Source organism: Pseudomonas sp. NIBRBAC000502773, from assembly GCF_006517195.1.
Taxonomy (GTDB): domain Bacteria; phylum Pseudomonadota; class Gammaproteobacteria; order Pseudomonadales; family Pseudomonadaceae; genus Aquipseudomonas; species Aquipseudomonas marginalis.
In genome coordinates, this window is the sequence record NZ_CP041189.1 from 5485602 (window position 1) to 5509672 (window position 24071).

Annotated in this window: 24 protein-coding genes; 15 read left to right on the forward strand and 9 right to left on the reverse strand. The window is 60.3% G+C overall.

What is annotated here, in order from left to right:
- Positions 1–46 precede the first annotated feature (46 nt).
- Positions 47–943 carry a LysR family transcriptional regulator gene (locus NIBR502773_RS25490; protein WP_027603181.1) on the forward strand — a complete coding sequence of 299 codons (897 nt, stop codon included), beginning with the start codon at positions 47–49 and terminating at the stop codon, positions 941–943.
- 39 nt (positions 944–982) lie between these two features.
- Here the strand turns inward: NIBR502773_RS25490 and NIBR502773_RS25495 are convergent, their stop codons facing one another.
- From NIBR502773_RS25495 to NIBR502773_RS25505, 3 genes are read right to left on the reverse strand one after another with little or no spacing between them, the layout of a single operon-like run.
- Positions 983–2080, reverse strand: coding sequence for a DNA alkylation repair protein (locus NIBR502773_RS25495; RefSeq protein WP_141157246.1), 1098 nt, complete (start codon positions 2078–2080; stop codon positions 983–985).
- Positions 2081–2094: 14 nt separating this feature from the next.
- The gene (locus tag NIBR502773_RS25500) at positions 2095–3441 is read right to left on the reverse strand and encodes a glutamine synthetase family protein (RefSeq protein ID WP_141157247.1); all 1347 of its coding nucleotides are present in this window, start codon (positions 3439–3441) and stop codon (positions 2095–2097) included.
- Positions 3442–3452: 11 nt separating this feature from the next.
- Positions 3453–4010, reverse strand: coding sequence for a helix-turn-helix domain-containing protein (locus tag NIBR502773_RS25505; RefSeq protein WP_027603184.1), 558 nt, complete (start codon positions 4008–4010; stop codon positions 3453–3455).
- A gap of 355 nt (positions 4011–4365) precedes the next feature.
- Here NIBR502773_RS25505 and NIBR502773_RS25510 point away from each other — a divergent pair, with 355 nt between their 5' ends.
- Positions 4366–4674, forward strand: a complete 309-nt coding sequence (locus NIBR502773_RS25510) for an RcnB family protein (protein WP_027603185.1) — start codon at positions 4366–4368, stop codon at positions 4672–4674.
- 76 nt (positions 4675–4750) lie between these two features.
- Entirely contained in the window at positions 4751–5944 is a 1194-nt protein-coding gene (locus NIBR502773_RS25515) for an MFS transporter (RefSeq protein ID WP_141157248.1), read from the forward strand.
- Here NIBR502773_RS25515 and NIBR502773_RS25520 read toward each other — a convergent pair.
- Positions 5907–6179, reverse strand: a complete 273-nt coding sequence (locus NIBR502773_RS25520; RefSeq protein ID WP_027603187.1) for a DUF1652 domain-containing protein — start codon at positions 6177–6179, stop codon at positions 5907–5909. The genes NIBR502773_RS25515 and NIBR502773_RS25520 overlap by 38 nt on opposite strands.
- Positions 6180–6310: 131 nt before the next feature.
- Positions 6311–7807 (reverse strand): PAS domain S-box protein, encoded by a 1497-nt coding sequence (locus NIBR502773_RS25525; RefSeq protein WP_065942144.1) that lies wholly within the window; start codon positions 7805–7807, stop codon positions 6311–6313.
- 612 nt (positions 7808–8419) lie between these two features.
- Here NIBR502773_RS25525 and NIBR502773_RS25530 point away from each other — a divergent pair.
- The 8 genes from NIBR502773_RS25530 to NIBR502773_RS25565 all read left to right on the forward strand — a co-directional run bounded on the left by NIBR502773_RS25530 (position 8420) and on the right by NIBR502773_RS25565 (position 18699).
- Positions 8420–8602 (forward strand): type II toxin-antitoxin system HicA family toxin, encoded by a 183-nt coding sequence (locus tag NIBR502773_RS25530; protein ID WP_115487910.1) that lies wholly within the window; start codon positions 8420–8422, stop codon positions 8600–8602.
- 54 nt (positions 8603–8656) lie between these two features.
- Positions 8657–9058: a type II toxin-antitoxin system HicB family antitoxin gene (locus tag NIBR502773_RS25535; protein ID WP_065947540.1), complete on the forward strand. Its 402-nt coding sequence runs from the start codon at positions 8657–8659 to the stop codon at positions 9056–9058.
- 280 nt (positions 9059–9338) lie between these two features.
- Positions 9339–9683: an FKBP-type peptidyl-prolyl cis-trans isomerase gene (locus NIBR502773_RS25540; protein WP_065926228.1), complete on the forward strand. Its 345-nt coding sequence runs from the start codon at positions 9339–9341 to the stop codon at positions 9681–9683.
- A 505-nt stretch (positions 9684–10188) separates the two neighbouring features.
- The gene (gene mgtA / locus NIBR502773_RS25545; RefSeq protein WP_141157249.1) at positions 10189–12894 is read left to right on the forward strand and encodes a magnesium-translocating P-type ATPase; all 2706 of its coding nucleotides are present in this window, start codon (positions 10189–10191) and stop codon (positions 12892–12894) included.
- A gap of 16 nt (positions 12895–12910) precedes the next feature.
- On the forward strand, positions 12911–13627 hold the full coding sequence (locus tag NIBR502773_RS25550) for an MgtC/SapB family protein (protein ID WP_141157250.1): 717 nt from the start codon (positions 12911–12913) through the stop codon (positions 13625–13627).
- Between the two features lie 269 nt (positions 13628–13896).
- The gene (locus tag NIBR502773_RS25555) at positions 13897–14526 is read left to right on the forward strand and encodes a response regulator transcription factor (RefSeq protein ID WP_115487913.1); all 630 of its coding nucleotides are present in this window, start codon (positions 13897–13899) and stop codon (positions 14524–14526) included.
- Position 14527: 1 nt separating this feature from the next.
- A complete protein-coding gene (locus NIBR502773_RS25560) occupies positions 14528–18142 on the forward strand; it encodes a transporter substrate-binding domain-containing protein (protein ID WP_141157251.1) in 3615 nt (1204 codons plus the stop codon).
- A gap of 134 nt (positions 18143–18276) precedes the next feature.
- The gene (locus NIBR502773_RS25565) at positions 18277–18699 is read left to right on the forward strand and encodes a chemotaxis protein CheY (protein WP_098479920.1); all 423 of its coding nucleotides are present in this window, start codon (positions 18277–18279) and stop codon (positions 18697–18699) included.
- Here NIBR502773_RS25565 and dkgB read toward each other — a convergent pair.
- The 3 genes from dkgB to NIBR502773_RS31035 all read right to left on the reverse strand — a co-directional run bounded on the left by dkgB (position 18696) and on the right by NIBR502773_RS31035 (position 21227).
- The gene (gene dkgB / locus NIBR502773_RS25570; RefSeq protein WP_141157252.1) at positions 18696–19514 is read right to left on the reverse strand and encodes a 2,5-didehydrogluconate reductase DkgB; all 819 of its coding nucleotides are present in this window, start codon (positions 19512–19514) and stop codon (positions 18696–18698) included. The two genes, NIBR502773_RS25565 and dkgB, sit on opposite strands and share 4 nt — an antisense overlap.
- A gap of 171 nt (positions 19515–19685) precedes the next feature.
- Positions 19686–20750, reverse strand: a complete 1065-nt coding sequence (locus NIBR502773_RS25575) for a 3-deoxy-7-phosphoheptulonate synthase (protein ID WP_027603201.1) — start codon at positions 20748–20750, stop codon at positions 19686–19688.
- 342 nt (positions 20751–21092) lie between these two features.
- Entirely contained in the window at positions 21093–21227 is a 135-nt protein-coding gene (locus NIBR502773_RS31035; RefSeq protein ID WP_257228067.1) for a hypothetical protein, read from the reverse strand.
- Between the two features lie 147 nt (positions 21228–21374).
- Here NIBR502773_RS31035 and NIBR502773_RS25580 point away from each other — a divergent pair, with 147 nt between their 5' ends.
- Positions 21375–22124 carry a carbon-nitrogen hydrolase family protein gene (locus NIBR502773_RS25580; protein ID WP_115487917.1) on the forward strand — a complete coding sequence of 250 codons (750 nt, stop codon included), beginning with the start codon at positions 21375–21377 and terminating at the stop codon, positions 22122–22124.
- Complete coding sequence (locus NIBR502773_RS25585; RefSeq protein WP_141157253.1) at positions 22124–22555, forward strand: GNAT family N-acetyltransferase; 432 nt, start codon at positions 22124–22126, stop codon at positions 22553–22555. Before NIBR502773_RS25580 ends, NIBR502773_RS25585 begins: the two co-directional genes overlap by 1 nt.
- A gap of 35 nt (positions 22556–22590) precedes the next feature.
- Here NIBR502773_RS25585 and NIBR502773_RS25590 read toward each other — a convergent pair whose 3' ends face one another.
- Positions 22591–22830, reverse strand: coding sequence for a DNA-binding protein (locus NIBR502773_RS25590; protein ID WP_065947535.1), 240 nt, complete (start codon positions 22828–22830; stop codon positions 22591–22593).
- An 81-nt stretch (positions 22831–22911) separates the two neighbouring features.
- Between NIBR502773_RS25590 and NIBR502773_RS25595 the strand changes: the two genes are divergently transcribed.
- Positions 22912–23277 (forward strand): helix-turn-helix domain-containing protein, encoded by a 366-nt coding sequence (locus NIBR502773_RS25595; protein WP_027603205.1) that lies wholly within the window; start codon positions 22912–22914, stop codon positions 23275–23277.
- Positions 23278–23428: 151 nt separating this feature from the next.
- Positions 23429–24070, forward strand: a complete 642-nt coding sequence (gene uvrY, locus NIBR502773_RS25600) for a UvrY/SirA/GacA family response regulator transcription factor (protein ID WP_003190387.1) — start codon at positions 23429–23431, stop codon at positions 24068–24070.
- Position 24071: the final 1 nt, after the last annotated feature.

Consider the following 24071-nt stretch of genomic DNA (forward strand, 5'->3'; position numbering starts at 1 on the left):
TGTGCGTTTTTAAACAGCGCTATCCGGGCCATGCAATGGAGGCGACATGTTCGACTGGAATGACCTGCGGTATTTTCTGGAGTTGCAGCGCAGCGGCCGCCTGCTCACCGCCGCGCAGCGCCTGAAAACCACGCACGCTACCGTGGCCCGGCATATCGAAGCCATCGAGAAGAGCCTCGGCACCGCGCTGTTCGTGCAGCACGCCCAGGGCTACGAACTGACCCCCGCCGGCGAAGCCCTGCTCAAACACGCCGAGGCCATGGAAAACGTCGCGTTGCTGGCCGAGGACGAACTGACCCACGCCGCTGCGCCCTTGGGCAAGATCCGCCTCGGGGTGGCCGAAGGGTTGGGGGTGATGTTCCTCGCCGGCCGCATGGGCGGGCTGTTCGAGCGTTATCCCGGCCTGGAAGTGGAACTGCTTGCCGTGCCGCGTTTCGTCAGCATCCTCAACCGCGAGGCGGAAATCAGCATCCACCTTGAGCGCCCCAGCGTCGATCAACTGGTCACGCGCAAACTCACCGATTACCGCCTGGCGCTCTATGCCAGCCGTGCCTACCTGGCGCGCACCCCACCGATTGAAAAACGCGAAGATCTCGCGGCCCATTCATGGATCGATTACGTCGACGACCTGCTGTTCAGCCAGGAGCTGAAGTTCCTCAGCAGCTTCTGCCGTAACCCCAAGGTGGTGTTCCACAGCACCAGCGTCATCGCCCAGCACCAGGCCGCGCGTTCCGGTTTGGGGATTGCGGTGTTGCCGTGCTTCATGGCGTCGGGCGACCCGCAGCTGGTGCCGTTGCTGCCGGGGGAGGGGATCCAGCGCAGCTACTGGATCAGCTCGCGCCGGGAGTTGCACAAGTCGGTGCGGTTGCGGGTGCTGTGGGATTACGTGGTGGAATTGTGCGCGCGGGAGCAGCCACTGTTGCTCGGCGAATCCAACGGATGAAACCCTTCCACAGTGATCTGTGGTGTGGGTGACATCGGGTTAATCGCGCAATTCGAATTCGGCACTGCCCAATCGCTCTCCATTCACCAGCACATGCACCGCATGCCTGCCGGGATAGTGCTTGCGCGTGGTCAACGCGCGAATATGCTGCTCGCGGCGGATGCTCTGCCGTTCACCCGCGCCCAGCGTAAATGCCTTGAGCTTGAACACCTTGGTCGCGCTGTGCCCGGCGCTTTTGACGTAATCGATGGCATAGTCCACCACCAGTTTCTGTGCAGTGGCAGCGGTGGATTCCAGGCTGAATGACAGGTTGATCCGCTCGCCCAGGGTAATCACCGCCGGCGTCACGCTCAGGTGATGGAGCTTCACCTCGGCCTTGGCGCCTGCGCCCATGATCGTCAGCGCGCGTGTGTTGCCCTGCTTGATCAGGCTGCGCAGCGCATGGCGGGCGATCCAGGCGGTGTGCGGGTTATCCAGGTTCCAGCCTTCGATCAGGCTGAGCACCCAATCCGGGTGGTCCTTGGTGATGTCGTTGAGGTGGTTGGCCACGGATTTGCGTACGTAGAGGCTGCTGTCGGCCTTGAGGTTGTCGAGGATCGACGCGCACAGCTCGGGGTTGGCCTGCACCTTGGCCAGGCGAAACGACCACGGCAGGCGCGGGCGCGAGCCTTCGCTGGCGAGGCGGCGCACGTGATCGTTGTCATCCAGCGACCAGGTTTGCATGACCGCCAGGGTGCGTTCGAAGTCGTGGAGCAAGAAGGGTCTTATGGCGAACTCAGCCGAGCCGAAGGGGGTGAAGTATTTGAGCGCGGCCATGGAGCGCTTGAAGTCATCCAGGCCGTAGCTCGCCACGTAGTGCGGCAGGCACAGGCTGACAAACCCGCTGTTCAGGCGCGGGGCCAGGGCGTAGAGCAGCTTGAGGGTCTGGGCATAGTCCAGCGGGATCACTGCGTGCAGGCTTTCGCTGACTCGCGCCACACGTTGCATTACCGATAACTCGGCGAGCCCGGCCTTGGCGTGCTTGAGAAACCCCTTGGCGTCGAACGCCGGGTACACCGCCGTCATCTGGCTGGCGATGTGTTCCAGGCGTTCGACGTTGAAGATGTCCTTGAGGGCCGGGGCGCTTTGGTCGGTCATCGGTTATTCCGTCGTTAGAGAAACCAGCGGTATTCCCGCGCATGGATTTCTTGTTGAAAGGCCAGGTGATCCTGGCGTTTGTTCTCGCAGTACACGTCGACAAATTCGGCGCCCAGCTTATCGCGCACTACCGGCTGATGCTGCATGGCGCGCACGGCATCGAGCATTTCCACAGGGAAATCGGTGCCGCTATTGCGGTCCTCGTTCAGTGGCGCGATAGGTTCTTGCCTGGCTTCAAGGCCATGTTCAAGGCCGACCAGGATCGCCGCCAGCACCAGATACGGGTTGGCGTCGGCACTGGCCAGGCGATGTTCGATCCTCAGGTTGCGCGGGTCGGAGTCGGGAATGCGCACGCATGCATCGCGGTCTTCAAACCCCCAGCAGGCGCGGGTGGCCGCGTTGACCGTACCGCCCAGGCGGCGGAAGGCGTTGTGGTTGGGCGAGAAGATCGGCATGCAGTGGGGCAGCAATTCCAGGCAACCGGCCACGGCGTGGCGCAGGGGTTGCTGCTGGTGCGCCGCGAGCACATTGTTGCCCGCACCGTCGTACAGGCTGACATGCACATGCATGCCGCTGCCGGGAAATTGCAGGTAAGGCTTGGCCATGAAGCTGGCGCGGTAGCCGTGCTTGAGCGCCACGCCGCGGGTGCTGCGGCAGAACAGGGCCGCCCAGTCGGCGGCGCGCAGGCCGTCGTCGAGGTGACCGAAATTGATCTCGAACTGGCCGGGGCCGAGTTCGGCGGTGATCACCGTGATGTCGATGCCCTGGTCCTTGGCGGTCTGCGCCATGTCGTCCAGCACCTCGCTGAAGCGCGACAGCCGTTCGATATGCAGGTTGGGTTGGTCGTCGGTGTCATCGCTGAGCGGGTCGCGGGCGAATTGCGGCAGGCCGTTGTCGAGTTTTTTGTCGAACAGGTAGAACTCCAGTTCGAAGGCCACCACCGGGTGAATGCCTTTGTGGTGCAGGCGCTCCAGCACCTTGGCCAAAACTTCGCGAGGTTCGAATTCGATCGGCGCCTCGGTACCGTCCGAGGTGATCAACATCTGCCCCAGCGGCTGCGACTCCCAGCTCACCGGCTTGAGTGTGCCCGGTACCAGGCGACGGTTGGCGTCCGGGTCGCCATCGTGGAAGCAGTAGTCGCCGATCTTGAACAGCCCGCCCTGAACCCCCAGCAGCACGGCGTTCTGCGGCAGCTTCAAGGGGCTGCCGGCGGCGACTTTTTCCAGCATCTCGATGGGGTAGCGCTTGCCGTAGAAATGCCCGGGAATGTCCAGGGCGATCAGGTCGACATAGCGCACGTCGGGATGGTTCTGGCGAAAGGTCCGTACTTCGGCCAGTAACGTGGAGGCTTGGCTTTTCACGGGTGTTGCTCCTAGTTGTAAACCCACAGCACGCGGGCGGGCAGGTCGGTGAGGTTGGCGTAGCGGCAGTGGGCGAAACTGGCCAGGTGGAAGCTGTCACCGGGGCCGAGGGTGACTGAATCGGCCTCGCCCTCTACCCACAGGGTCAATTCCCCTTCCAGCACAAAACCGGCCTGCTCGGCGCGGTCGCTCATGGTTTGTTCACCGCTGTTGGCACCGGGTGCCAGCAGGCTATCGAGCATCGAGAAGGCGCCATTCATGCTGGGGGACACCAGGATGTCGGTGATGCCGTTGGCGTAATACACCGTGCGGCGTTCGTTGGGACGGGTGACCCAGCTCACGGCCTTGGGTTTGGACAGGCTGTAGAAATAGGTGGTGGGCACATCGAGGGCATGGCTGATGGCGGTAAGATCCGCCACGGTCGGACGCGACAAACCCCGTTCCACCTGGGACAGGAAGCCCACCGAACGCTCGATCTTCTGTGCGAGTTGGGCGAGGGTGAGCTTCTTGTACTTGCGCAGGTCGTGGATAAGGATCGCCAGGGCGTCGAGTTCTTCTTGCTGGTTCATGAAATTTATATCTAATAATTTCATGAAAAATTACAGGATTTATTTCATGGCGGCAATGGGCGAGATGCGTAAGCCAGTGAATACCCTGTGGCGAGCGGGCTTGTCCCGCGTTGGGCTGCGTAGCAGCCCCATTAAAGAAGACGCGGTGTATCAGACACTCTGTAGCGGCTGGTTTTGGGGGCTGCGTAGCAGCCCAACGCGGGACAAGCCCGCTCACCACAGGGAGATTTGTCAGGGTCTGAAAAGTTGTGTAGATACCTATGCTCATCACAGGCGATCAAGGTTCAACAGGCTGAATGATTTCATGCGCCTGCGGTCGGAACCTGGGTACGCATCATTCATTGAAGGAGTACCCATGAAGTCCAAAACCCTCGCTGCCTGTGTCCTGGTCGCCGCCAGCCTGTCCACCGCCAGCTTTGTCGTGCAGGCCGGCGATACTCCCCAGGAAACCGTGCAGCCTTCGAACATCAATACCCGTGATTTGAAAGAAGGCGACCGTGCCCCGGACATCCTGATGCGCAAGGAGTCGGCGGTCAGCGACTGGAAGAAACGCGGTCTCAAGCAGCCTGAGGCCGACAGCCAGTGGGCCCGTGTGGGTGACAGGTTCGTGCTGCTCAAAACCACCAACGGCACCATCCTGGAGATCACACCCGTCAAGAAATGACCCGCGTTTTTTCCTCGCTCTTGCGTTAAGGTAACCGGCCATCAAGACCGCGTTACCTTAGACGAAAGAGAGCAGGATGCTTGCCACAATAAGAAACTACCCCCGCGCCGTGAACCTGCTGTTGTCCGCCACGCTGCTGCTGACGCTGGCCAAGGCGATTACCTTTCCCTACCTGGTGATCTACCTCACCCGCCAATTTGCCCTAGACATCACCCAGGTCGGGCTGGTGATCGGTAGCTCGTTGATCCTTGGCTCGCTGCTCAGCGTATATGGCGGTTTTCTGGTCGACCGCATCAACAGTTATCGACTGTTGCTGGGGTTGAGCGTGCTGTTTGGGCTGGGATTTATCGGTACGGTGCTGGCGCAGAACATCTGGGCGTTCTACAGCTGCCTGATCCTGATCAACCTGGCCTACGCGGTCATCGATATTGCGGTAAAGGCCGGTTTTGCCAGCTTGCTGCCGGAAGATGCGCGCAGTGAAGTGTTTTCCATCAAGTACACCCTGACCAATATCGGCTATGCCGCGGGGCCGTTCTTTGGGGCGATGGTGGCCAAGCTGGACATCAGCCTGCCGTTCATCCTGTCGGCGTTGTTGGGGGCGGGTTTTTTCCTGCTGTACTGGCGCTGGGGCGATCGCACCCTGGCGACCATCGATGTGACGCAAAAGCCGGTGCCGTTCCTGGCCGTCGGCCGCGTGCTGCTGCGTGACCATCGCCTGGTGTGCTTCACCCTCGGTGGTGTGCTCAGCGCCGTGGTGTTCGGCCAGTTTACTGCCTACCTCTCGCAGTACCTGGTCACCACCACCAGCCCTGAATACACCTACACCGTCATCAGCGCCGTGCTCACCACCAACGCCGTGCTGGTGATCGCCTTGCAGTACGTGATTGGTCGACGTATTTCCCACCGTTACCTCAGCCAATGGCTGATCGCCGGCCTGGGCATGTTCATGCTGGGCTTGATTGGTTTTGCGCTGTCCACCAGCGTGCTCTGGTGGGTGCTGGCGATGGCGGTATTTACCGTGGGGGAAATCATCGTGTTTCCGGCCGAATACATGTTTATCGACCGGATCGCCCCGGACCACCTGCGCGGCATGTACTACGGGGCGCAGAACCTGTCAAACCTGGGGGCTGCGCTGGGGCCGGTGTTGTGCGGGCTGGTGCTGGCCAGCCTGCCGGCCCATTACATGTTCTACATGCTGGGGGCGTTCATCGTCGCGGGCGGGGTGTTCTATTTCATTGGTTCGTCGTTGAAGGCGCGTCTTCCAGCGTGACCTTGCCCATGTTGTTGCTTTGCAGTTCGTAGCGCAGTTCTTCCACCATCTTTTCCACGTCTTGCGGGGTCTGCAGCCGGTTGGTGCTGATCCCCGTCACCACCAGGTCCACCCGGCCGGTGTCGGCGTCGTAGACCTTGAGGGTCAGCGACGCATCCCGGCACAGGGTGAACTCGCATGTCAGCGGCGCGAGGCCTTCTTCGATGCAATTTCGCAGTTGAGAGAGCGTAAACATGTGGGTTCCTTCAGGGTGTCGTTTTACGACGGCACAGGTTGAAAGCCCTGTACTCACACCCTGAAGGTTAGGGATTGGAACTGCGCGGGATAAGGCGAATTCGCACTAACCGCACTAGTGCATTTGCACTTTTATCGGGTTTTCTTAACCCGCAGTTCACCGGCAAACAGCCCGCGTTCACGGGCCCAGACAATCGCTGCACTACGGCTATGCACCCCCAGTTTCGAGTACACCGTGGCCACATGGTTACGCACCGTGTTGGGCGCCAATTTCAGGCGTGAGGCGATCTCCTTGTCGGCCAGGCCCTCGCAGATCAGGCCGAGTACATCGCGCTCGCGGGCGGTCAGGTCGGTGAAGGCCACGTTCGGCAGGTTGGGGCTGTTGACGCTCTTGGCATTGGCCAGTTTCTCGATCAGGGTCTGGCTGAACCAGGACGCGTCCTGCATCACTTCCTCGATGGCCGCCACCAACTCCAGCTCCGAGCGCTTGCGTTCGGTGATGTTCATCATCACCAGCAGATAGCAGGGCACATCCTCAATGATCACCGTGTCTGCCGAGACCACGCAGTCGATGACCTCGTTGCCTTTCTTGCGCACCTTGAGGTCCTGGCCATCGAGGTTGCCGGCTTTCTCCAGGGTGGCGAACAACTGCGCGGCCGCCTCCTGGTTGTCGATGAAGTTGATGTCTTCGATGGATTTACCGATCAGCTCTTCGCTGGTGTACCCGGTAATGGTCATGAACGCTTCGTTGACATCCACCACCTGGCGGTTGGCGGCGCTGCACACCAAGGTGGGCACAGGCGTCAGGCGAAACGACTTGGCGAAGCGCTCTTCACTCTGGCGCAGGGCGATTTCGGCCTTGCGGCGTGGCTCCAGGTCGGTGAAGGAAAACAGCATGCAGTCTTCCTCGTTCATGTCCAGCGGCTGGCCGGCGACGATCACCAGTTTGCTGCCGCCTCCGGGCAGTTTCAGCTCGGCCTGCATCTGCGGGATGGTCGCGCCTTCCCCAAGGCGCTGAACGGCCAGCTCCCTGCGTTCGGCATGCTCCAGCACGTCCAGTTCATACACTGAACGGCCGATCACCTGGTCACGGGTGTAGCCGGTCATCTCCAGGAAGCCCTGGTTTACTTTGATATAGCGCAGGTCGCTCAGGCGGCAGATCACCGCCGGCGCCGGGTTGGCGTTGAAGGTTTTCTCGAAGCGCTGTTCGGCGCTGGCCCATTCGGTGGCGTCGCTGAGGATCAGCACCAGCAATTCAGGCGTGCCGTGGGAATCGCTGATGACCAGGCTGCGTAGGCGGTGCACCCAGGTTTTTTCTTCATCGGCGGTGGGCATGACCTCCACTACCACGTCACTGAATTCATCGCCTGCCGCCGCGCGGGCGAGGGGGTAATTCTCCAGGGGCAAGGGATGATTATTGCGATAGCGCAGGCTAAACCGTTCGGCGTATTCCTGGGTATTGGCACCCAGTGCCGTGACGTCCTCCACACCGTGCATGGCCAGCGCGGCTTCATTGGCCCAGAGAATGGTCTGGTCGACTTCGGCCAGGATGATCCCGTCGGACAGCCCGGAGATGATCTGCTGCAGTTGGCGGCGATTGGTTTCTTTGGCGAGGACATCCTGGGTCATGGTTTCTCCGGGTTTTAGGCGCATGGAAGTACGACAGCCCGGTGTCAGGATAGTGCAGGGTAATTGCGCGGCGTGGGGTGCGAATGCACCAGATGGCCTGGTGCCTTTGCGCGAGGATGAGCGGGTGTCTGGCTCGCCAGACTGAGACGGTCAATCACTGTAAAAGGATCGTGGTGGCCTGCACGGTGTACTGCTCAAGCGGGCGACGCGCTGAAACAATGGTTCGAGCGTGTGAAAGCCTCTGGTGAACCTGCGTTGAAGGCGGAGGATAGAGACGCGGTGGTCAACATCGTTGCCGCCCGTACCTGCAATAGCAAAGAGGAAGCGAGCCACATCGTCGACAATTACGCCAGGCTTATAAGCAGGCCATCCAAAAGGTCGATGAGCTGAAGCAACAGTCCACCAGGCGCATGACCGAAAGCATGGTCGACAAAAGATCGGGGCACAAAAACTCACACTAGTGCGCTGGCATAAGGGTTTTGGACACCGTCATCATTACGTCACACAAGCCCGCTTGACGGTAGAGCGGGCTTTTTTATTGGTGTGTCTCGTGTGTACAAAAAACGCATTGCCATTTGGCGGTGTGTAATATACACACCTAAGGGTGAGGCGATGAGAAGTCGAGAGGTGATTGACCTGCTGGTTGCGGATGGTTGGTTTGAGGTGGCGGTGAAGGGCAGTCATCATCAGTTCAAGCACCCCGTGAAGCGGGGAAGAGTCACCGTCCCTCATCCCAAGTCAGAGATTGCCAAGGGCACTCTGCACAGTATTCTCAAATCAGCCGGTCTCAAATAATTGCCTGCTGGATGAATTGGGCGAGCTCCCACGGGCTCGGTCAGAGGAGGAACAATGAAATTCCCAGTGGTAGTACACAAAGATGCTGATTCGGATTACAGCGTGACCGTCCCTGATGTGCCGGGGTGTTTCTCGGCGGGCGGGTCTTTTTCCGAAGCGCTGGACAATGTACGTGAGGCATTGGCTCTCCACCTCGAAGGCCTGGTTGCCGATCAGGAACAGCTTCCTCAGGCGCTGGAGGTTGATGCCCATTTGGGTAATCCGGATTTTGCCGGTGGTGTCTGGGCGATAGTCGACTTTGACCTCACGCCTTATCTGGGGAAATCAGTGCGGTTCAATGCCTCTCTGCCGGAACACCTCTTGCAGCGGATTGACGAGCGTGTGCAAAAGGATCATCGCTATGCATCGCGGTCAGGTTTTTTGGCGACGGCAGCGCTGCGTGAGCTCTCTGCGTAAGTAAGCACAAGCGAGCACTCTGTATCGGCTTATGGCGTGTTCAAGTCGGGCCGACGCTATATTTACGGGATTTTTGTGGGGGGCAGTACTAAAGCCACGGGGTCGCTGCGCAGCCCAACGGAAGCAAGCTCCCTCGCTTGAGCGACGCAAGCGCTTGGGATTCTCTCGGAAACGTCCTGCGAGTTAAAGGGAAATGTCACGGCTGCGACTGTTCCTGCACTTGCCAAACCCCACCGATTCTGGGAAAACCCCAGCCTTTACGCCTTCAACGAGAACCACCATGAGCCCCGACGAACTCCAGATCACCGATACTCGCCCAGGCACCGGTAAAGCCGTGGTCAAGGGCGCACTGATCACCACCCAGTACACCGGCACCCTGGAAGACGGTACGGTCTTCGATTCGTCCTGGGAGCGGGGCAAGCCGTTCCAGTGTGTGATCGGCACCGGGCGGGTGATCAAGGGCTGGGACCAGGGGTTGATGGGCATGCAGGTCGGCGGGGTGCGCAGGTTGTTTGTGCCGGCGCACCTGGCCTATGGCGAACGGTCGATGGGCGCGCATATCAAGCCCAACAGCAATCTGCGCTTTGAGATTGAGTTGTTGGAAGTGCTGACGCGGGACGATTAATTTCGCAAAAACCTGGCCCACCACCTCGTACGCAGCTGCCACCTCACATTCAAGCATCGGCGGCTTCAGGCTGGGGGTTCCTGAACCCTCCCTGAAGAATCTTCTTATTCACCATATGGAAACTTTCCTACGGTTTACTCTCCTTAAATCGGGGCGTAAGCTTCGCGCGTTTTCATCAATAGCGGAGACCCTCAGTGGGTACTTGTTCGAGTGACAGTTGTCGGCCGGTCTCGGTAACCGGCACATACTTGGCAAGATAACGCGCATTTTTTTCGATGCCGTTGTCTCGCCACCTAGCGAGAAGCGGCATCCCGACAGCGGCCAGTCCTGGCCCCTGTGCGATCCCTCTCATCGACGCTGACCAGCACCCGATTAGCCTCGGGATGCTACGGACGCGCCTGCCTTTTACGGCGGGCGGGCCGGGCTGACTGTGCCTACGAAGCGGGCGCGGTGGGGCAGGCAGTACCTGCACGACGGTTTTTTCCTCGCGCAGGAGTAACACACCATGAACCTCACTCTGTTGAAAGAGTTCTTCGCCGGCTTCCTGCGGACCCGGCATATCGCCCGGCATTTCCGTCGCCTGGCGATGCTCGAAACCGTCACCGATGCCAGCGTCAGCCGCGAAGTGCCGCCCACCCTGGCGCAAACCCTGGTGGTCGCGGCCAATAGCAGTGCCGTGCAATTGCTCGGTACGTTGGGCAGCCATACCGAGGGCTTGAGCAGCCTGGAAGCCGATGCCCTGCGCGTGCAATACGGCCTCAATGAAGTCGAGCACGAGCAGCCGCTGCCGTGGTGGGTGCACCTGTGGCATTGCTACAAGAACCCGTTCAACCTGCTGCTGACCTTGCTGGCGGTGATCTCCTGGCTGACCGAAGACATGAAGGCCGCCACGGTGATTTTCTCCATGGTGGTGCTCTCGACCCTGCTACGCTTCTGGCAGGAGGCCAAGTCCAACAAGGCCGCCGATGCCTTGAAAGCCATGGTGAGCAACACCGCCACGGTGCTGCGCCGCGATGATCCCAAGCGCGTCGAATTGCCCATCAAGCAGTTGGTGCCGGGCGACCTGATCGTGCTCTCTGCCGGGGACATGATCCCCGCCGACTGCCGCGTGCTCAGCGCCAAGGACCTGTTCGTCAGCCAGGCGGCGATGACCGGTGAATCGATGCCGGTGGAGAAGTTCGCCCAGCAGCGCGACACCAACACCCGCAACCCGCTGGACCTGGAGAACATCCTGTTCATGGGCACCAATGTGGTGTCCGGCGCCGCGACGGCGGTGATTCTGACCACCGGCAACAGCACCTATTTCGGTGCGCTGGCCCAACGCGTGACGGCCACCGACCGTGCGACCACCTCGTTCCAGCACGGCGTCAACAAGGTCAGCTGGCTGTTGATCCGCTTTATGTTCGTGATGGCACCGCTGGTGTTGTTCATCAACGGTTTCACCAAGGGCGACTGGACCGAAGCGCTGCTGTTCGCGCTGTCGATCGCCGTGGGCCTGACCCCGGAAATGCTGCCGATGATTGTCACGTCCACCCTGGCCAAGGGCGCGGTGTTCCTGTCGCGCAAGAAGGTCATCGTCAAGCGCCTGGATGCGATCCAGAACTTTGGCGCGATGGATGTGCTGTGCACCGACAAGACCGGCACCCTGACCCAGGACCGGATTTTCCTGGCGCGTCATGTGGATGTGTGGGGCGAAGAGTCTGACGATGTGCTGGAGATGGCTTACCTCAACAGCTACTACCAGACCGGCCTGAAAAACCTGCTGGACGTGGCGGTGCTGGAGCACGTGGAGGTGCATCGCGAACTGAAGGTCGGCACCGCGTTCCAGAAGGTGGATGAAATCCCGTTCGACTTCAACCGCCGCCGCATGTCGGTGGTGGTGGCCGAGCAGGACCGGCCGCATCTGCTGATCTGCAAAGGTGCGGTGGAGGAGATCCTCTCGGTGTGCAACAGCGTGCGTCATGGTGATGTCAACGAAGCGCTGACCGACGAGCTGCTGGCGCGCATTCGCCAGGTCACTGCCGCGTTCAACGAAGAAGGCCTGCGGGTGGTAGCCGTGGCTGCGCAACCGATGGCCCCGGGGCGCGACACTTACAGCCTGGCGGATGAAAACAACCTCACGCTGATCGGCTACGTCGCGTTCCTCGACCCGCCCAAGGAAAGCACTGCGCCCGCTCTCAAGGCGCTGAAAGCCCATGGTGTGGCGGTCAAAGTGCTGACCGGCGACAACGAGCTGGTCACCGCCAAGATCTGCCGCGAAGTGGGCTTGGAGCAACAGGGCCTGTTGATGGGCAACGACATCGAGGACATGACCGACGCCCAGTTGGCCAAGGCCGTGGAAACCACCAATGTGTTCGCCCGCCTGACGCCCAGCCACAAGGAACGCATCGTGCGCCTGCTCAAGGCCAACGGGCATGTGGTGGGCTTTATGGGGGACGGCATCAATGACGCGCCGGCGCTGCGGACGGCGGATATTGGGATTTCGGTGGACAGCGCGGTGGATATCGCCAAGGAAGCCGCCGACATCATCCTGCTGGAAAAGAGCCTGATGATCCTGGAGGAGGGCGTGCTGGAGGGCCGGCGCACCTTCGCCAATATGCTCAAGTACATCAAGATGACCGCCAGTTCCAACTTCGGCAACGTGTTCTCGGTGCTGGTGGCCAGTGCGTTTATCCCGTTCCTGCCGATGCTGCCGATGCACCTGCTGGTGCAAAACCTGCTGTATGACATCTCGCAGATCGCGATTCCGTTCGATAACGTCGACGAGGAAATGCTCGCCAAACCACAACGCTGGCAGCCAGGGGATGTGGGGCGCTTCATGCTGTTTTTCGGGCCGATCAGTTCGATTTTCGACATCACCACGTTCGCACTCATGTGGTATGTCTTCGATGCCAACACCCCTGACCACCAGACGCTGTTCCAGTCCGGCTGGTTCGTGGTGGGGCTGCTGACCCAGACGCTGATCGTGCACATGATCCGCACCCCGAAAATCCCGTTCCTGCAAAGCCGCGCGGCGATGCCGTTGATGGTGATGACCGCTGTGATCATGGCCGTGGGGATCTTCCTGCCGATGGGGCCGCTGGCGCATTACTTCAAATTGCAGGCGCTGCCGTCGCTGTACTTTGTGTTCCTGCCGGTGATCCTGCTGGCGTACATGGCGCTGACCCAGGCGGTGAAGGGCTACTACATCCGTAAGTTTGGCTGGCAATGAACAGGGACGGTTTCCCATGCAAGCAATCGACAACATCAACATCAACTCCCTGGTCGATACCCTGGTCAGCCTCACCGCTGCCTTTATCCTCGGTGGCTTGATCGGCTTCGAGCGCCAGTACCGCCAACGCACGGCGGGCCTGCGCACCAACGTACTGGTGGCGGTGGGCGCGGCGATTTTCGTTGACATGGCCAACCGCCTCGGCGGTGCGGAAGGCGCCGTGCGGGTGGTGGCGTATGTGGTATCGGGCATCGGCTTTCTGGGGGCCGGTGTGATCATGCGTGAAGAAGGCAATGTGCGCGGTCTCAACACCGCCGCCACGCTCTGGGCGTCGGCGGCGGTGGGGGCGTGCGCCGGTGCCGACCTGGTCCTCGAGGCGCTGTTGGGCACGCTGTTCGTGCTGGCGGCCAACACGCTGCTGCGGCCCATCGTCAATAACATCAACCGCCAACCCCTGGATGTGGTGTCGGCGGAGGTCACCAACATCCTCTATGTGATTGCCCGGCGTACCCAGCAAACCGCGGTATTGGCGTTGCTGGAAGCTGAACTGGCGCGCTGTAACTACCCGGCCAGCGATGTCGATGTACGACCGTTCGGCGCCGAGGAGGTTGAAATCGAAGCCACACTGGCGGTGACCTCGGTAGACGGTGACGAGTTGGACGCCCTGGTGGCACGTATTTCCCGGTCGACCCTGGTGGTACAGGCGTTCTGGAGCCCCAGCACCACCGAGTAGCTTCTGGAGGACTCTGAGGAAAAGTCCTACATTTAGTCGAGATTATCCCTTCATTTGAAAAAGCACGCGGTTGCTAAGGTTGCGCGCTTGCGCCTGTTCAGGAATTAAGGCGTGGCTTCACATGTTTACTGTGTTTTTCAAAAGGAGGGGCCTGTACTGCCTGAGGTGTTTGACCGAGTAATCAGTGCCGCTTGTCGGAACTGTTACTTTTCACAGGTAGTGGGGTCTCGCGTGATATGTAAGCGTACTGATCTTCCCAGGGGAGTCTTATGAGCAACAAAGCTTTAATCGTGGATGATCACCCTTTTATACGCGCCACCGTGAAGTATCTGTTGAAGCAGGAAGGCTTCGATACCATCTACGAAGCGGGGAACGGCGCTGACGCCATGCAGATTGCTCGTGAAGAACGTCCGGACCTGGTCATTCTCGACCTGGCGATGCCCAAGCTCGGTGGGTTGGAGGTGATCAGCCGGATCAAGGCACTGGAGTTGCCCTGCAGGATCCTGGTGCTGACCTCGTATCTGGCGGTGTTTTTTTCCACTCGCTGCATGCGCGCCGGGGCGATGGGGTTTGTCGCCAAGACCGGTGAGCTGGATGAGCTGCAAAAGGCGATCAGGGCGATCAGGTCCGGCTACAGTTGCTTCCCCAGCCTGCCCACCAGTTCGGTGCGTCGCGACGACCTGCAATCGACCGAGCAGGAGTTGGTGGAGGCGCTATCCGATCGCGAATTGACCGTCCTGCAAAAGCTGGCGCTGGGCCTGGGCAACAAGGATATTGCCGACGACATGCTGTTGAGCCACAAGACTATCAGTACCTACAAGACGCGGCTCAAGGAGAAGTTGCGTATGTCGTCGGTGGTGCATCTGTCCAAGTTCGCCCAGCGCAATCATCTGATCTGAAATGGTCACCTCCCGGCGTGTGAAACGCGCGGCCATCCTGCTGATGGGGCTGTTGCCGTGGGCGGTGATGGCCCTGGAGGAACCGCACGATCTGAAACTTCTGGGCCACTCCACCCTTGAAAACTCTTCCCTGGTGTTGGACGAAGCCGACTGGCGCTGGTTGCGCGAGCGCCGCACACTCACGATGGGGGTGTCGGCGCCCGACTACGCGCCCTTTGACCTGAGTAACAACCAGGAGCTTGAAGGCATCACGGCCGATTTTGCGGCACTGGTTGCCCAGGCGCTGAATATCACCATCGACGTGAAGCGCTACGACACCCGCGATGAGGTGATCGACGCGCTCAAGGCGGGCGCAGTGGATTTCGTGGGGTCGGCCAACGGGTTCGAGGCGGCCGACCCGGAGTTGGTGCTGTCCCGATCCTACGCCAACGACCAACCCGCATTGGTGACGCGTGCGGGAGAAAACCAGGCGCTGAAGGCTGACCTTTCAGGCAAGCGCCTGGCGATGCTCTACCACTATATGCAGCCTGAGGCCGTCCAGGCCTTTTACCCCGATGCGCAATTGCTCTTGTTTGCCTCGACCTTCGAAGCGCTTGGTGCCGTTGCGTTCGGCCAGGCGGATGTGTACCTGGGTGACGCCATCAGCACCCGCTATCTGATCAACAAGAACTACCTTAATAACGTGCGTATGGCGGATTTTTCCGCATTGGAGGTCAACCCTTTCGGGTTTGCATTCGCCAAGGACAATACCCGCCTGTTGGGCATCATCAACACCGCGCTGGCTGCCGTTACGGCCAGCGAGCAAATGGAAATCCTGCGCCGTTGGAGTGCCGGTGGCAGCGGATTCCTGGAGGCGGAGCAACTGCGCTTGAGCGCAAGTGAACAGCGCTGGCTGGAGAAGCATCCGCGGGTGAAAGTGGCGGTGCTCGACAAGTTCGTGCCGTTGTCTTTTTTCAACGAACAAGCGCAATTCGAAGGGTTGAGCGCCGAGGTGCTGTCGCGCATCAGTTTGCGCACAGGTTTGAAGTTTGACGTGGAGCGGGGCAGTTCGCTGCCCCGGCAAATTGAACAGGCCAGTACCGGTCGCGTGGACATGCTGGCGGTCGTCACGCCGAGTGTCGAGCGGTCTGAAAAGATCCGTTTTACTCGCCCTTATCTGTCCAGTCCTTATGTGTTGGTGGTGCGCACCCACGACGAGCATCTGGTGACCCTGGAAGATATGCCAGGCAAACGCATGGCGCTTATTCGCGGCAACAGCCTGGCCGCGCAAATCAGCCGGGACTACCCAGGCATCGGGTTTGTCGACGTGGAGAACCCGGAGCAGGCCATGGAATTGGTGGTCAACGGCAGTGTCGATGCGACCGCGGTTTCACTGATCAGCGCGCGCTACATGATCGCCCGTAATTACCGCAAGCGGCTACGCATCACCAGCACTATCGGGAGCGAGCCTGCGCGCGTGACCTTTGGGGTCAACCGCAGCCAACTGGAGCTGTACTCGATCCTCGACAAGGCGTTGTTGAGCATTACGCCAGAAGAAATGGACGAGCTGACCAACCATTGGCGCAGCGAGATCATCATCGAGGACAACTACTGGACACGTCACCGCAACATCATCCTCCAGGGGTTTGGCTTGGCCGCGCTGCTGCTGCTGGTCACCCTGGGATGGGTGTTCTACCTGCGCAGCCTGATTCGCAAGCGCGCCCAGGCCGAACGTGCGTTGAGCGACCAGATGCGGTTCATGAGTGTGTTGATCGACGGCACGCCGCACCCGATCTATGTGCGCGATCGCCTGGGCCGCCTGATGGCCTGCAATAACGCCTACCTGGATGTGTTCGGCTTCAAGTTGGAAGACGTCATCGGTAAGACCGTGGTGGAAACCGACACGGGTAACGCGCCCCAGGCCCAGTCGTTCCATGCCGACTATTTGCGTTTGATGGAGTTGGGCGAGCCGCAGGTTCATGACCGTGTGCTCAAGGTGCCCGGCGGCGAGGTGTTGACCATCTACCAATGGATGCTCCCGTACCGTGACAGCAATGGCAGCGTCGTGGGCATGATCGCCGGCTGGGTGGATGTCAGCGAGCGCCAGCGCTTGCTGGGGCAGTTGCAGGTGGCCAAGGAGGAGGCCGACACTGCAAACCGTGCCAAGACCACTTTCCTGGCGACCATGAGCCATGAGATTCGCACGCCCATGAATGCGGTGATCGGCATGATCGAACTGGCCCTGAAGAACGCCGAGCAGGGCGTGGCTGACCGCGATGCGTTGGAGGTTGCGTCGGTTGCGTCCCGGAGCATGCTGGAGTTGATCGGCGATATTCTCGACATTGCGCGAATCGAATCCGGCCACCTGTCCCTGAGCCTGGAGCCGGCCAATCTGTACGAACTGCTGGCCTCAGTGGCGCGGGTGTTCGAGGGGCTGGCGCGGGACAAGGGCCTGGTGCTGCAGGTGGAGCTCGACCCGTTGATCGACCGGCCGGTGCTGGTTGACCCGCTGCGCTTCAAGCAGGTGGTGTCCAATGTGTTGGGTAACGCGATCAAGTTCACCGCCTCGGGCCAGGTGCGCCTGGGCGCCCAGGGTGCACCGGTGTTGGCCGACGACCAGTTGCACCTGCGGTTGTGGGTGGAGGATACGGGTATTGGCATCAGTGCCGAAGATCAGCAGCGTTTGTTCAACCCCTTTATCCAGGGCAGCAACAACGAACAGCCGGCGCGAAGCGGATCGGGCCTGGGGTTGGTGATCAGTCGCAACCTGTGCGAGATGATGGGCGGTCAATTGCACTTGAGCAGTGTGCTGGGCAAGGGCACGCGGGTGGATGTGACGTTGACGTTGGCGCTGACCTCGGCCGTGCCAGCCAATGTACCGGTCCCGCATGTTCCGCCAGCGCTCGGGTTGAATATCCTGGTGGTGGATGACTACCCGGCCAACCGCTTGTTGCTGGCTCGACAGCTGAGTTTCCTGGGGCATCGCATCACCTTGGCCGAGGACGGCGCCCAAGGATTGTCACTGTGGCAGGCCGGGCATTTTGACGGCGTGATCACCGATTGCAATATGCCCTTCAAGGACGGGTATGCATTGGCGCGTGATATTCGCGCACAGGAACGCCAGCGTGGGCTGGCGCCGTGCCTGATCCTCGGGTTCACCGCCAATGCCTTGTCGCAGGAAGCCGAACGCTGCCGGCAAGCAGGCATGGACGGTTGCCTGTTCAAGCCGACCGGGCTTGAGGACTTGCGCCTGGCCTTGGCATCACGGACCGCTGGCGCGCTAACGGATGAAGTGGAAGTGGCGTTTGATTTAAGTTCACTGATCATGCTGACGCAGGGTGATAAGGATGCTCTCAACGAGCTGCTGACGCCGTTGCTCAAGAGCCTCGAGGAAGACCGTGCGCTGTTGCCGTCCCTGAAATCGCCGGCTGATTTCGCCAAGCTCCATGACTTGGCTCACCGCGTTAAAGGGGGCGCGCGCATGGTCAAGGCTCAGGTGTTGATCACGTGCTGCGAGACATTGGAAAGCGTGTGTGAGCGGCATGACAGCGATGCATCGGACGCTGCGGTAGAGGCGGTTGCTTCGGCCATCGAACAGTTGCATCACAGCCTGGGCCGGTATGGCAATCAGGCTTGACTGCGGGAGCTGGCCATTCGGTTGATTTGGGAGAACTCCTACGCGAAGGGGGAACATGCCTGATTTTGTCTTCGGTATATGTCTGGAAAATGGGCCTCGCTCACTGACGAGCGCTGCCTGCCCAGGGGTTTGCCATGCCGAACAAAGCACTGACCATCCTGATTGCCGATGAACAGCACCTGCAACGGTTGTACATCGAAAAAATGCTCAATCAGTTGGGGTACCACCGGATCGTGCCGGTACAAACCTTCGAGGAAGTCCAGATACTCACGGCCATCCCGGCCGAACCCTTCGACGTGCTGATCATCAATGCGGGGCTGACGGCCCAGGCCCGTGGGCCCCAGCCCCAGGTGCGCCATGTATTGGTCTACGATCACCTGGATGTGGGCGCGCATCCAGGCGTAACGCCGGCGGTGCTGGTGCGGCTGCCCGGCGTGCCGGACAACGTCAATCTCGAACACTTCATGGACATCATCGACCCACCCGAGGCCACTGCCGGCCTGCGGGTGTTGCCATGGCTGCGCGAGTTATCCCGCACACCGGTGGCGGGGGTTTAGTCCCACTTCGGCGCGATGCCCTTGGGGCTGGTCAAGCGCTGGCCCCGTTCCAGCCCGGCAATGTGCGCCATGTCAGCAGCGCTCAAGGTCAGTTGCAGGGCCTTGAGGTTGCTTTGCAGGTTGGCACGCTTGGTTGAGGACGGGATGACCGCATAGCCCGATTGCATGGCCCAGGCCAGGGTCACTTGCGCCGGGGTAGCCTGATGGCGCTCGGCGATCTGCTGGATCACCGGGTCCTTGAGCACTTCACCGTAGGCCAGGGTCATGTATGAGGTGATCTGGATACCGTTGGCGGTGGCGAAATCCACAACCTGCCGGTTTTGCAGATAAGGGTGCAATTCGATCTGGTTGGTGGCGATGTGCTCGGCACCCACGGCTGCGATGGCCTGCTTCATCAGGGCGATGGTGAAGTTGGAAACACCGATCTGGCGTGTCAGGCCCAGGCGTTTGGCTTCCAGCAACTGCTCCATGAATTCGGTGACGGGCACCTGGTCTTCCGGCGATGGCCAGTGGATCAGGGTCAGGTCCAGGTAATCGGTCTCGAGCTTGCGCAGGCTTTCCTTGAGGCTTGGGATCAGTTGGCCTTCAGCAAGGTTGGCAATCCAGATCTTGCTGGTGATAAACAACTCGTCCCGCGGGATGCCGCTGGCGGCGATGGTCCGGCCAACGTCTGCTTCATTTTCGTAGATCTGCGCGGTGTCGATGACACGGTAGCCCAGTTCCAGGCCGGTGCTGACGGAATCGATCACCACCTGGCCTTGCAGGCGAAAGGTGCCGAGGCCGAAGGCAGGGACTTTTGGCGTGAGGGTAGACATCGGTAACTCCAATAGGGCCGTAGGCAATGGCGTTGAGTATCCCCTCGTCGTTGCTTCGGAAACACCGTCGACGCCGAAAAGGACTCTTGCCTGCACGTCACGAATGGCCTGTGGGCCGCAGGTTCTCATGAGGCGCTGTACCTGCGGCAGCAGCGCCTCGATCGATCAGCCTTAAGCGCGCAGGCGCTCGGCAGCCGCACGCAGCAACTGCTCGGTGGCGGTCCAGCCCAGGCAGCCATCGGTCACCGACACCCCGTATTTCATCGACGGGCTCAATGGCTGGCAGCCTTCGAACAAATGGCTTTCGAGCATCATGCCGATCAGCGAGGTATCGCCCTGCAAGCGTTGCTCCAGCACATCGTTGAACACGGCCGGTTGGCGCAGCGGGTCCTTGTTGCTGTTGGCATGGCTGCAGTCGACCATGATCCGCGGGGTGACCTTGGACTTGGCCAGGTCGTGTCTTACCCGCGCCACGCTCTGCACATCGTAGTTCGGCCCGTGATGCCCGCCGCGCAGCACCAGGTGGGTGTCGGGGTTGCCCGGGGTCTGGATGATCGCCGGATGGCCCTGGCTGTCGACGCCGAAGTGGCGGTGCGGGTGGGACGCCGAGCGCATGGCGTCACAGGCAATCGCGACGCCGCCATCGGTGCCGTTCTTGAAACCCACGGGCATGCCCAGGCCGCTGGCCATCTCGCGGTGGATCTGCGACTCGGTGGTACGCGCGCCAATCGCCACCCAACTGAGCAGGTCATCGAAGTAACCGGCGGCCATGGGTTGCAGCAACTCGGTGGCGACCGGCAGGCCCAGGCGCAGCATTTCGCGCATCAGCTCGCGGGACAGGGTCAGGCCGGCGGCCATGTCATCGCTGCCATCCAGGCGAGGGTCGTAGGCCAGGCCTTTCCAGCCGATCGTCGTGCGGGGTTTTTCGACGTAGGCGCGGATCACCAGCAGCATCTGGTCGCCGACGTCGAGGGCCAGCTTCTTCAGGTTGCGGGCGTATTCCATGGCCGATTCCGGGTCATGGATCGAGCACGGACCGACAATGACCAGCAAGCGTGAATCTTCGCCATTGAGGATGGCGCGCACGGCTTGGCGGTGGGCGTGGATCTGTTCGTTGAGGAAGGGGCTGAGGGGCAACTGGTGCTTGAGCTCAAGCGAGCTGGGCAGGCGCTGGGTCAGGGCTTCATTGGCACTGTTCAAGGCAGAGAGGGGCAGAGCGGCGACGGAGGAGTTCATATTCAAGGTTTCCTGGGCAAGCGGCGGGCTATTCCCGCGCGCTCGGCCTACTGGGGTGTTCGACAATTCGCCGTATCGGCGATGTGTGTTGGTTTGCCACCGATAGGTGACCGATCGGAGGCGGCAGGCTGTCCCGAGCGGAGCTGGCTAAATCGCCAGGCAGTGCACAGGTCGTAGCGGTAATAGGTGGCGTAGTTCATGTCGTGATTCCCTTAAGTGTTCTTGATCAAGTTGAAAGGTTTATGGAGACCTGAAAAAACAAAACCCCCGGTCGGGGAGCCGACCGGGGGTTAGATTTCTCTGGTAGGCGACCCCTTGGTAAGTGGGCGCCGATTTCAGGTATCAGGCGCGCCAGTGGCTAAACCAATACCCAAAATAAAAGCTGACCAGTGCGCTCGAACCGTTCACGCGGGTAGCCGACACCGAGCGCTGGGCGCTGGCAGCAAGGCAAACCTGAGTGTGGGTGAGTTGCAACATGGTGTGTCTCCAAATGTATGGAGGGAGCTTACTCGAGGCACGCAGGCAGATTCAATCAGTAATTTCTATTGCGGTGGGGGACTTACGACTATGGGGGGAGTGCCGATATGCTGTTTGCACTTTGATACTGATTGCTTGGACGCGACCATGACTGCCTTCACCCTTGCTGCTGCTCAATCCATTTCCATCGCGGGCGATGTCCCGGCCAATATTGAACGGCACCTCGCATTTATGCGCACGGCGGCGGAACAGGGTGTGCAATTACTGGTGTTCCCCGAGTTGTCGTTGACGGGGTATGAGCCGTCGCTGGCCGCTGAATTAGCGATTGCACCAGAGGACAAGGTGCTGGCCCCCCTGCGCGAGATGGCGTGTGAGCTGCGAATGACGGCGGTGGTGGGAATGCCGATCCGACTGACGCCAGAGGCGGGCGTGCTGATCGGTGCGTTGGTGCTCGGAGCGGATGGCTCCCTGGCGGTCTACACCAAGCAGCATCTGCATGCCGGCGAAGAGGCTGTGTTTGTCCCAGGGCAGGGCGGTGCGGTCCTTGAACGTGGGGATGAGCGGATTGCGCTGGCGGTGTGCGCAGATTTTTCCCAGGCCAGCCATCCCCGTGCCGCGGCGCGAGCGGGCGCCACGGTGTATGCCGCCGGGGTGTTGATCAGTGAGGGCGGCTACGCCACGGACAGTGCGCTGCTCCAAGGCTATGCCGTTGAACATGGCCTGCTGGTGTTGATGGCCAATCATGGCGGCCCATCGGGTGGCTGGGCCTGCGCCGGTCGCAGTGCGATCTGGGCCGCCAATGGCCGTTTGCTTGCTGCTGTACCTGGCGTGGGGGATGCGTTGCTGATTGCCCGTCGCGATGGCGGGAGTTGGGTCAGCCACGTGACGGCTCTCTAATGGCTTTTCACCTGCGCGCTGCAACGGACCAGGACCTGCCCTTTGCGCGGAAGTTGACCCACGAGGCCATGGCCCGCTACTACGTGCAGTACGGGTTGTGGTGGTCCAACGAAGGCTTTGATACGGCCTGGGCCGGTCGGGAAAACTGGCTGATTTGCCGAGACGACAGGGTCTTGGGTTTTATCAGCCTGAGCCGCGACAGCCGGGCCCTCTATATTCGCGAGTTGCATCTGCTCGAGGCGTATCGCGGGTTGGGCGCGGGTGGCTGGGTGTTGGAGCAGATGGCGCTCAAGGCGCAAACGTTGGGACTGTTGCGTTTGACCGTATTCAAGACCAACCCGGCCAGGAGGCTCTATCAGCGCATGGGGCTCAGCATCGTAGGTGAAGAAGACTACTTCTGGCGTATGGAGCGTGTTTGTCGCTCAAGCTAAAACGTGCACCCACTCCTTATAAGCGCATACTGGCCTCAGGCGCCGACTTCCTGATCGTTGTTCAGGTCTCCCGTCTCAGCAAGGATGATCCCTTCTTTCATGCCCAAAAGGACCGCTACCTTATGGGCTTCCCCACGCCGTCCCTTTTTGCGCCCAGCGAGCACTTGATAGGTGGTTGCCGGATCTACGCCATGTTCACGGGCGAACGCTTGAACTGACTTTCCTTGATGTTCCAGCCAGGCCTTGGCTTGTGCAGCGGTACGGATTCCGGGCATAGTTCAAAACCGTTCAAGTTTGTTTAATAAGAGATGAATGTGTCACCTCTTGGGGTGTGCCAAATAGGATCATACATCCAAATGAGTGGAATCGGTTCGCGTTTACGGCAAGAAAGGGAGCGACTTGGCCTGTCGCAAAAAGTGTTTGGTGAAATCGGAGGCGTTGAAGCCAACGCACAAGGTAAATATGAAAGTGGAGGGCGTGCGCCTAAAGCGGATTACCTGTCTCGTGTCGCCGAAAGAGGCGTGGATGTGCTTTACGTGTTGACCGGCGCAGCCACGCCGATTCAATTGGAGAATCTGAGCCAGATTGAAGAAAAAGTCCTCGGGGACTATCGCGCAATGTTCAAGGAAGACCAGGCTGCGATCCGTCGCCTGACCTCGACGTTGGCCGAGCATTCGATTGCGATGAATGGAAAACCCAAGCCACAGCCCCAGGATTCCTGACCCTTCGCCCAGCAAATTGAGCCATCCGCCGCCCGGCGGTTGGCTGTCGCTCAATCAATCTCTCTCTATATGACGCGTGCTATTAGGTCTGTGCCTTGGTTTTTTGCTAAGGTGTTCAGCAACCTATAAGACCATTTCGCGAGGTGTCTGCTTGATTAGGGTGCTAGTAGTCGATGACCATGATCTCGTTCGTACAGGCATTACACGAATGCTGGCTGACATCGATGGCCTGCAAGTAGTCGGTCAGGCCGAGTCAGGCGAGGAATCCCTGATCAAGGCCCGGGAGTTGAAACCCGATGTGGTGTTGATGGACGTCAAGATGCCTGGCATCGGCGGTCTTGGCGCGACGACCAAATTGCTGCGCAGTCATCCGGACATCAAGGTCGTGGTGGTGACTGTGTGCGAGGAAGACCCGTTTCCGACACGTCTGCTGCAGGCTGGCGCTGCCGGCTACCTCACCAAAGGTGCGGGCCTGGCGGAAATGGTCCAGGCCATTCGCCTGGTGTTTGCCGGCCAGCGCTATATCAGCCCGCAGATCGCCCAGCAATTGGCTATCAAGTCCTTCCAGCCCACCAGCGACTCGCCGTTTGATGCGCTGTCGGAGCGGGAAATCCAGATTGCCCTGATGATCGTCGGTTGCCAGAAGGTACAGACGATCTCCGACAAGCTGTGCCTGTCGCCCAAGACCGTCAACACTTACCGCTATCGCATCTTCGAGAAGCTCGCCATCAGCAGTGATGTTGAATTGACCCTGCTCGCGGTGCGCCACGGCATGGTGGACGCCAGCGCCTGAC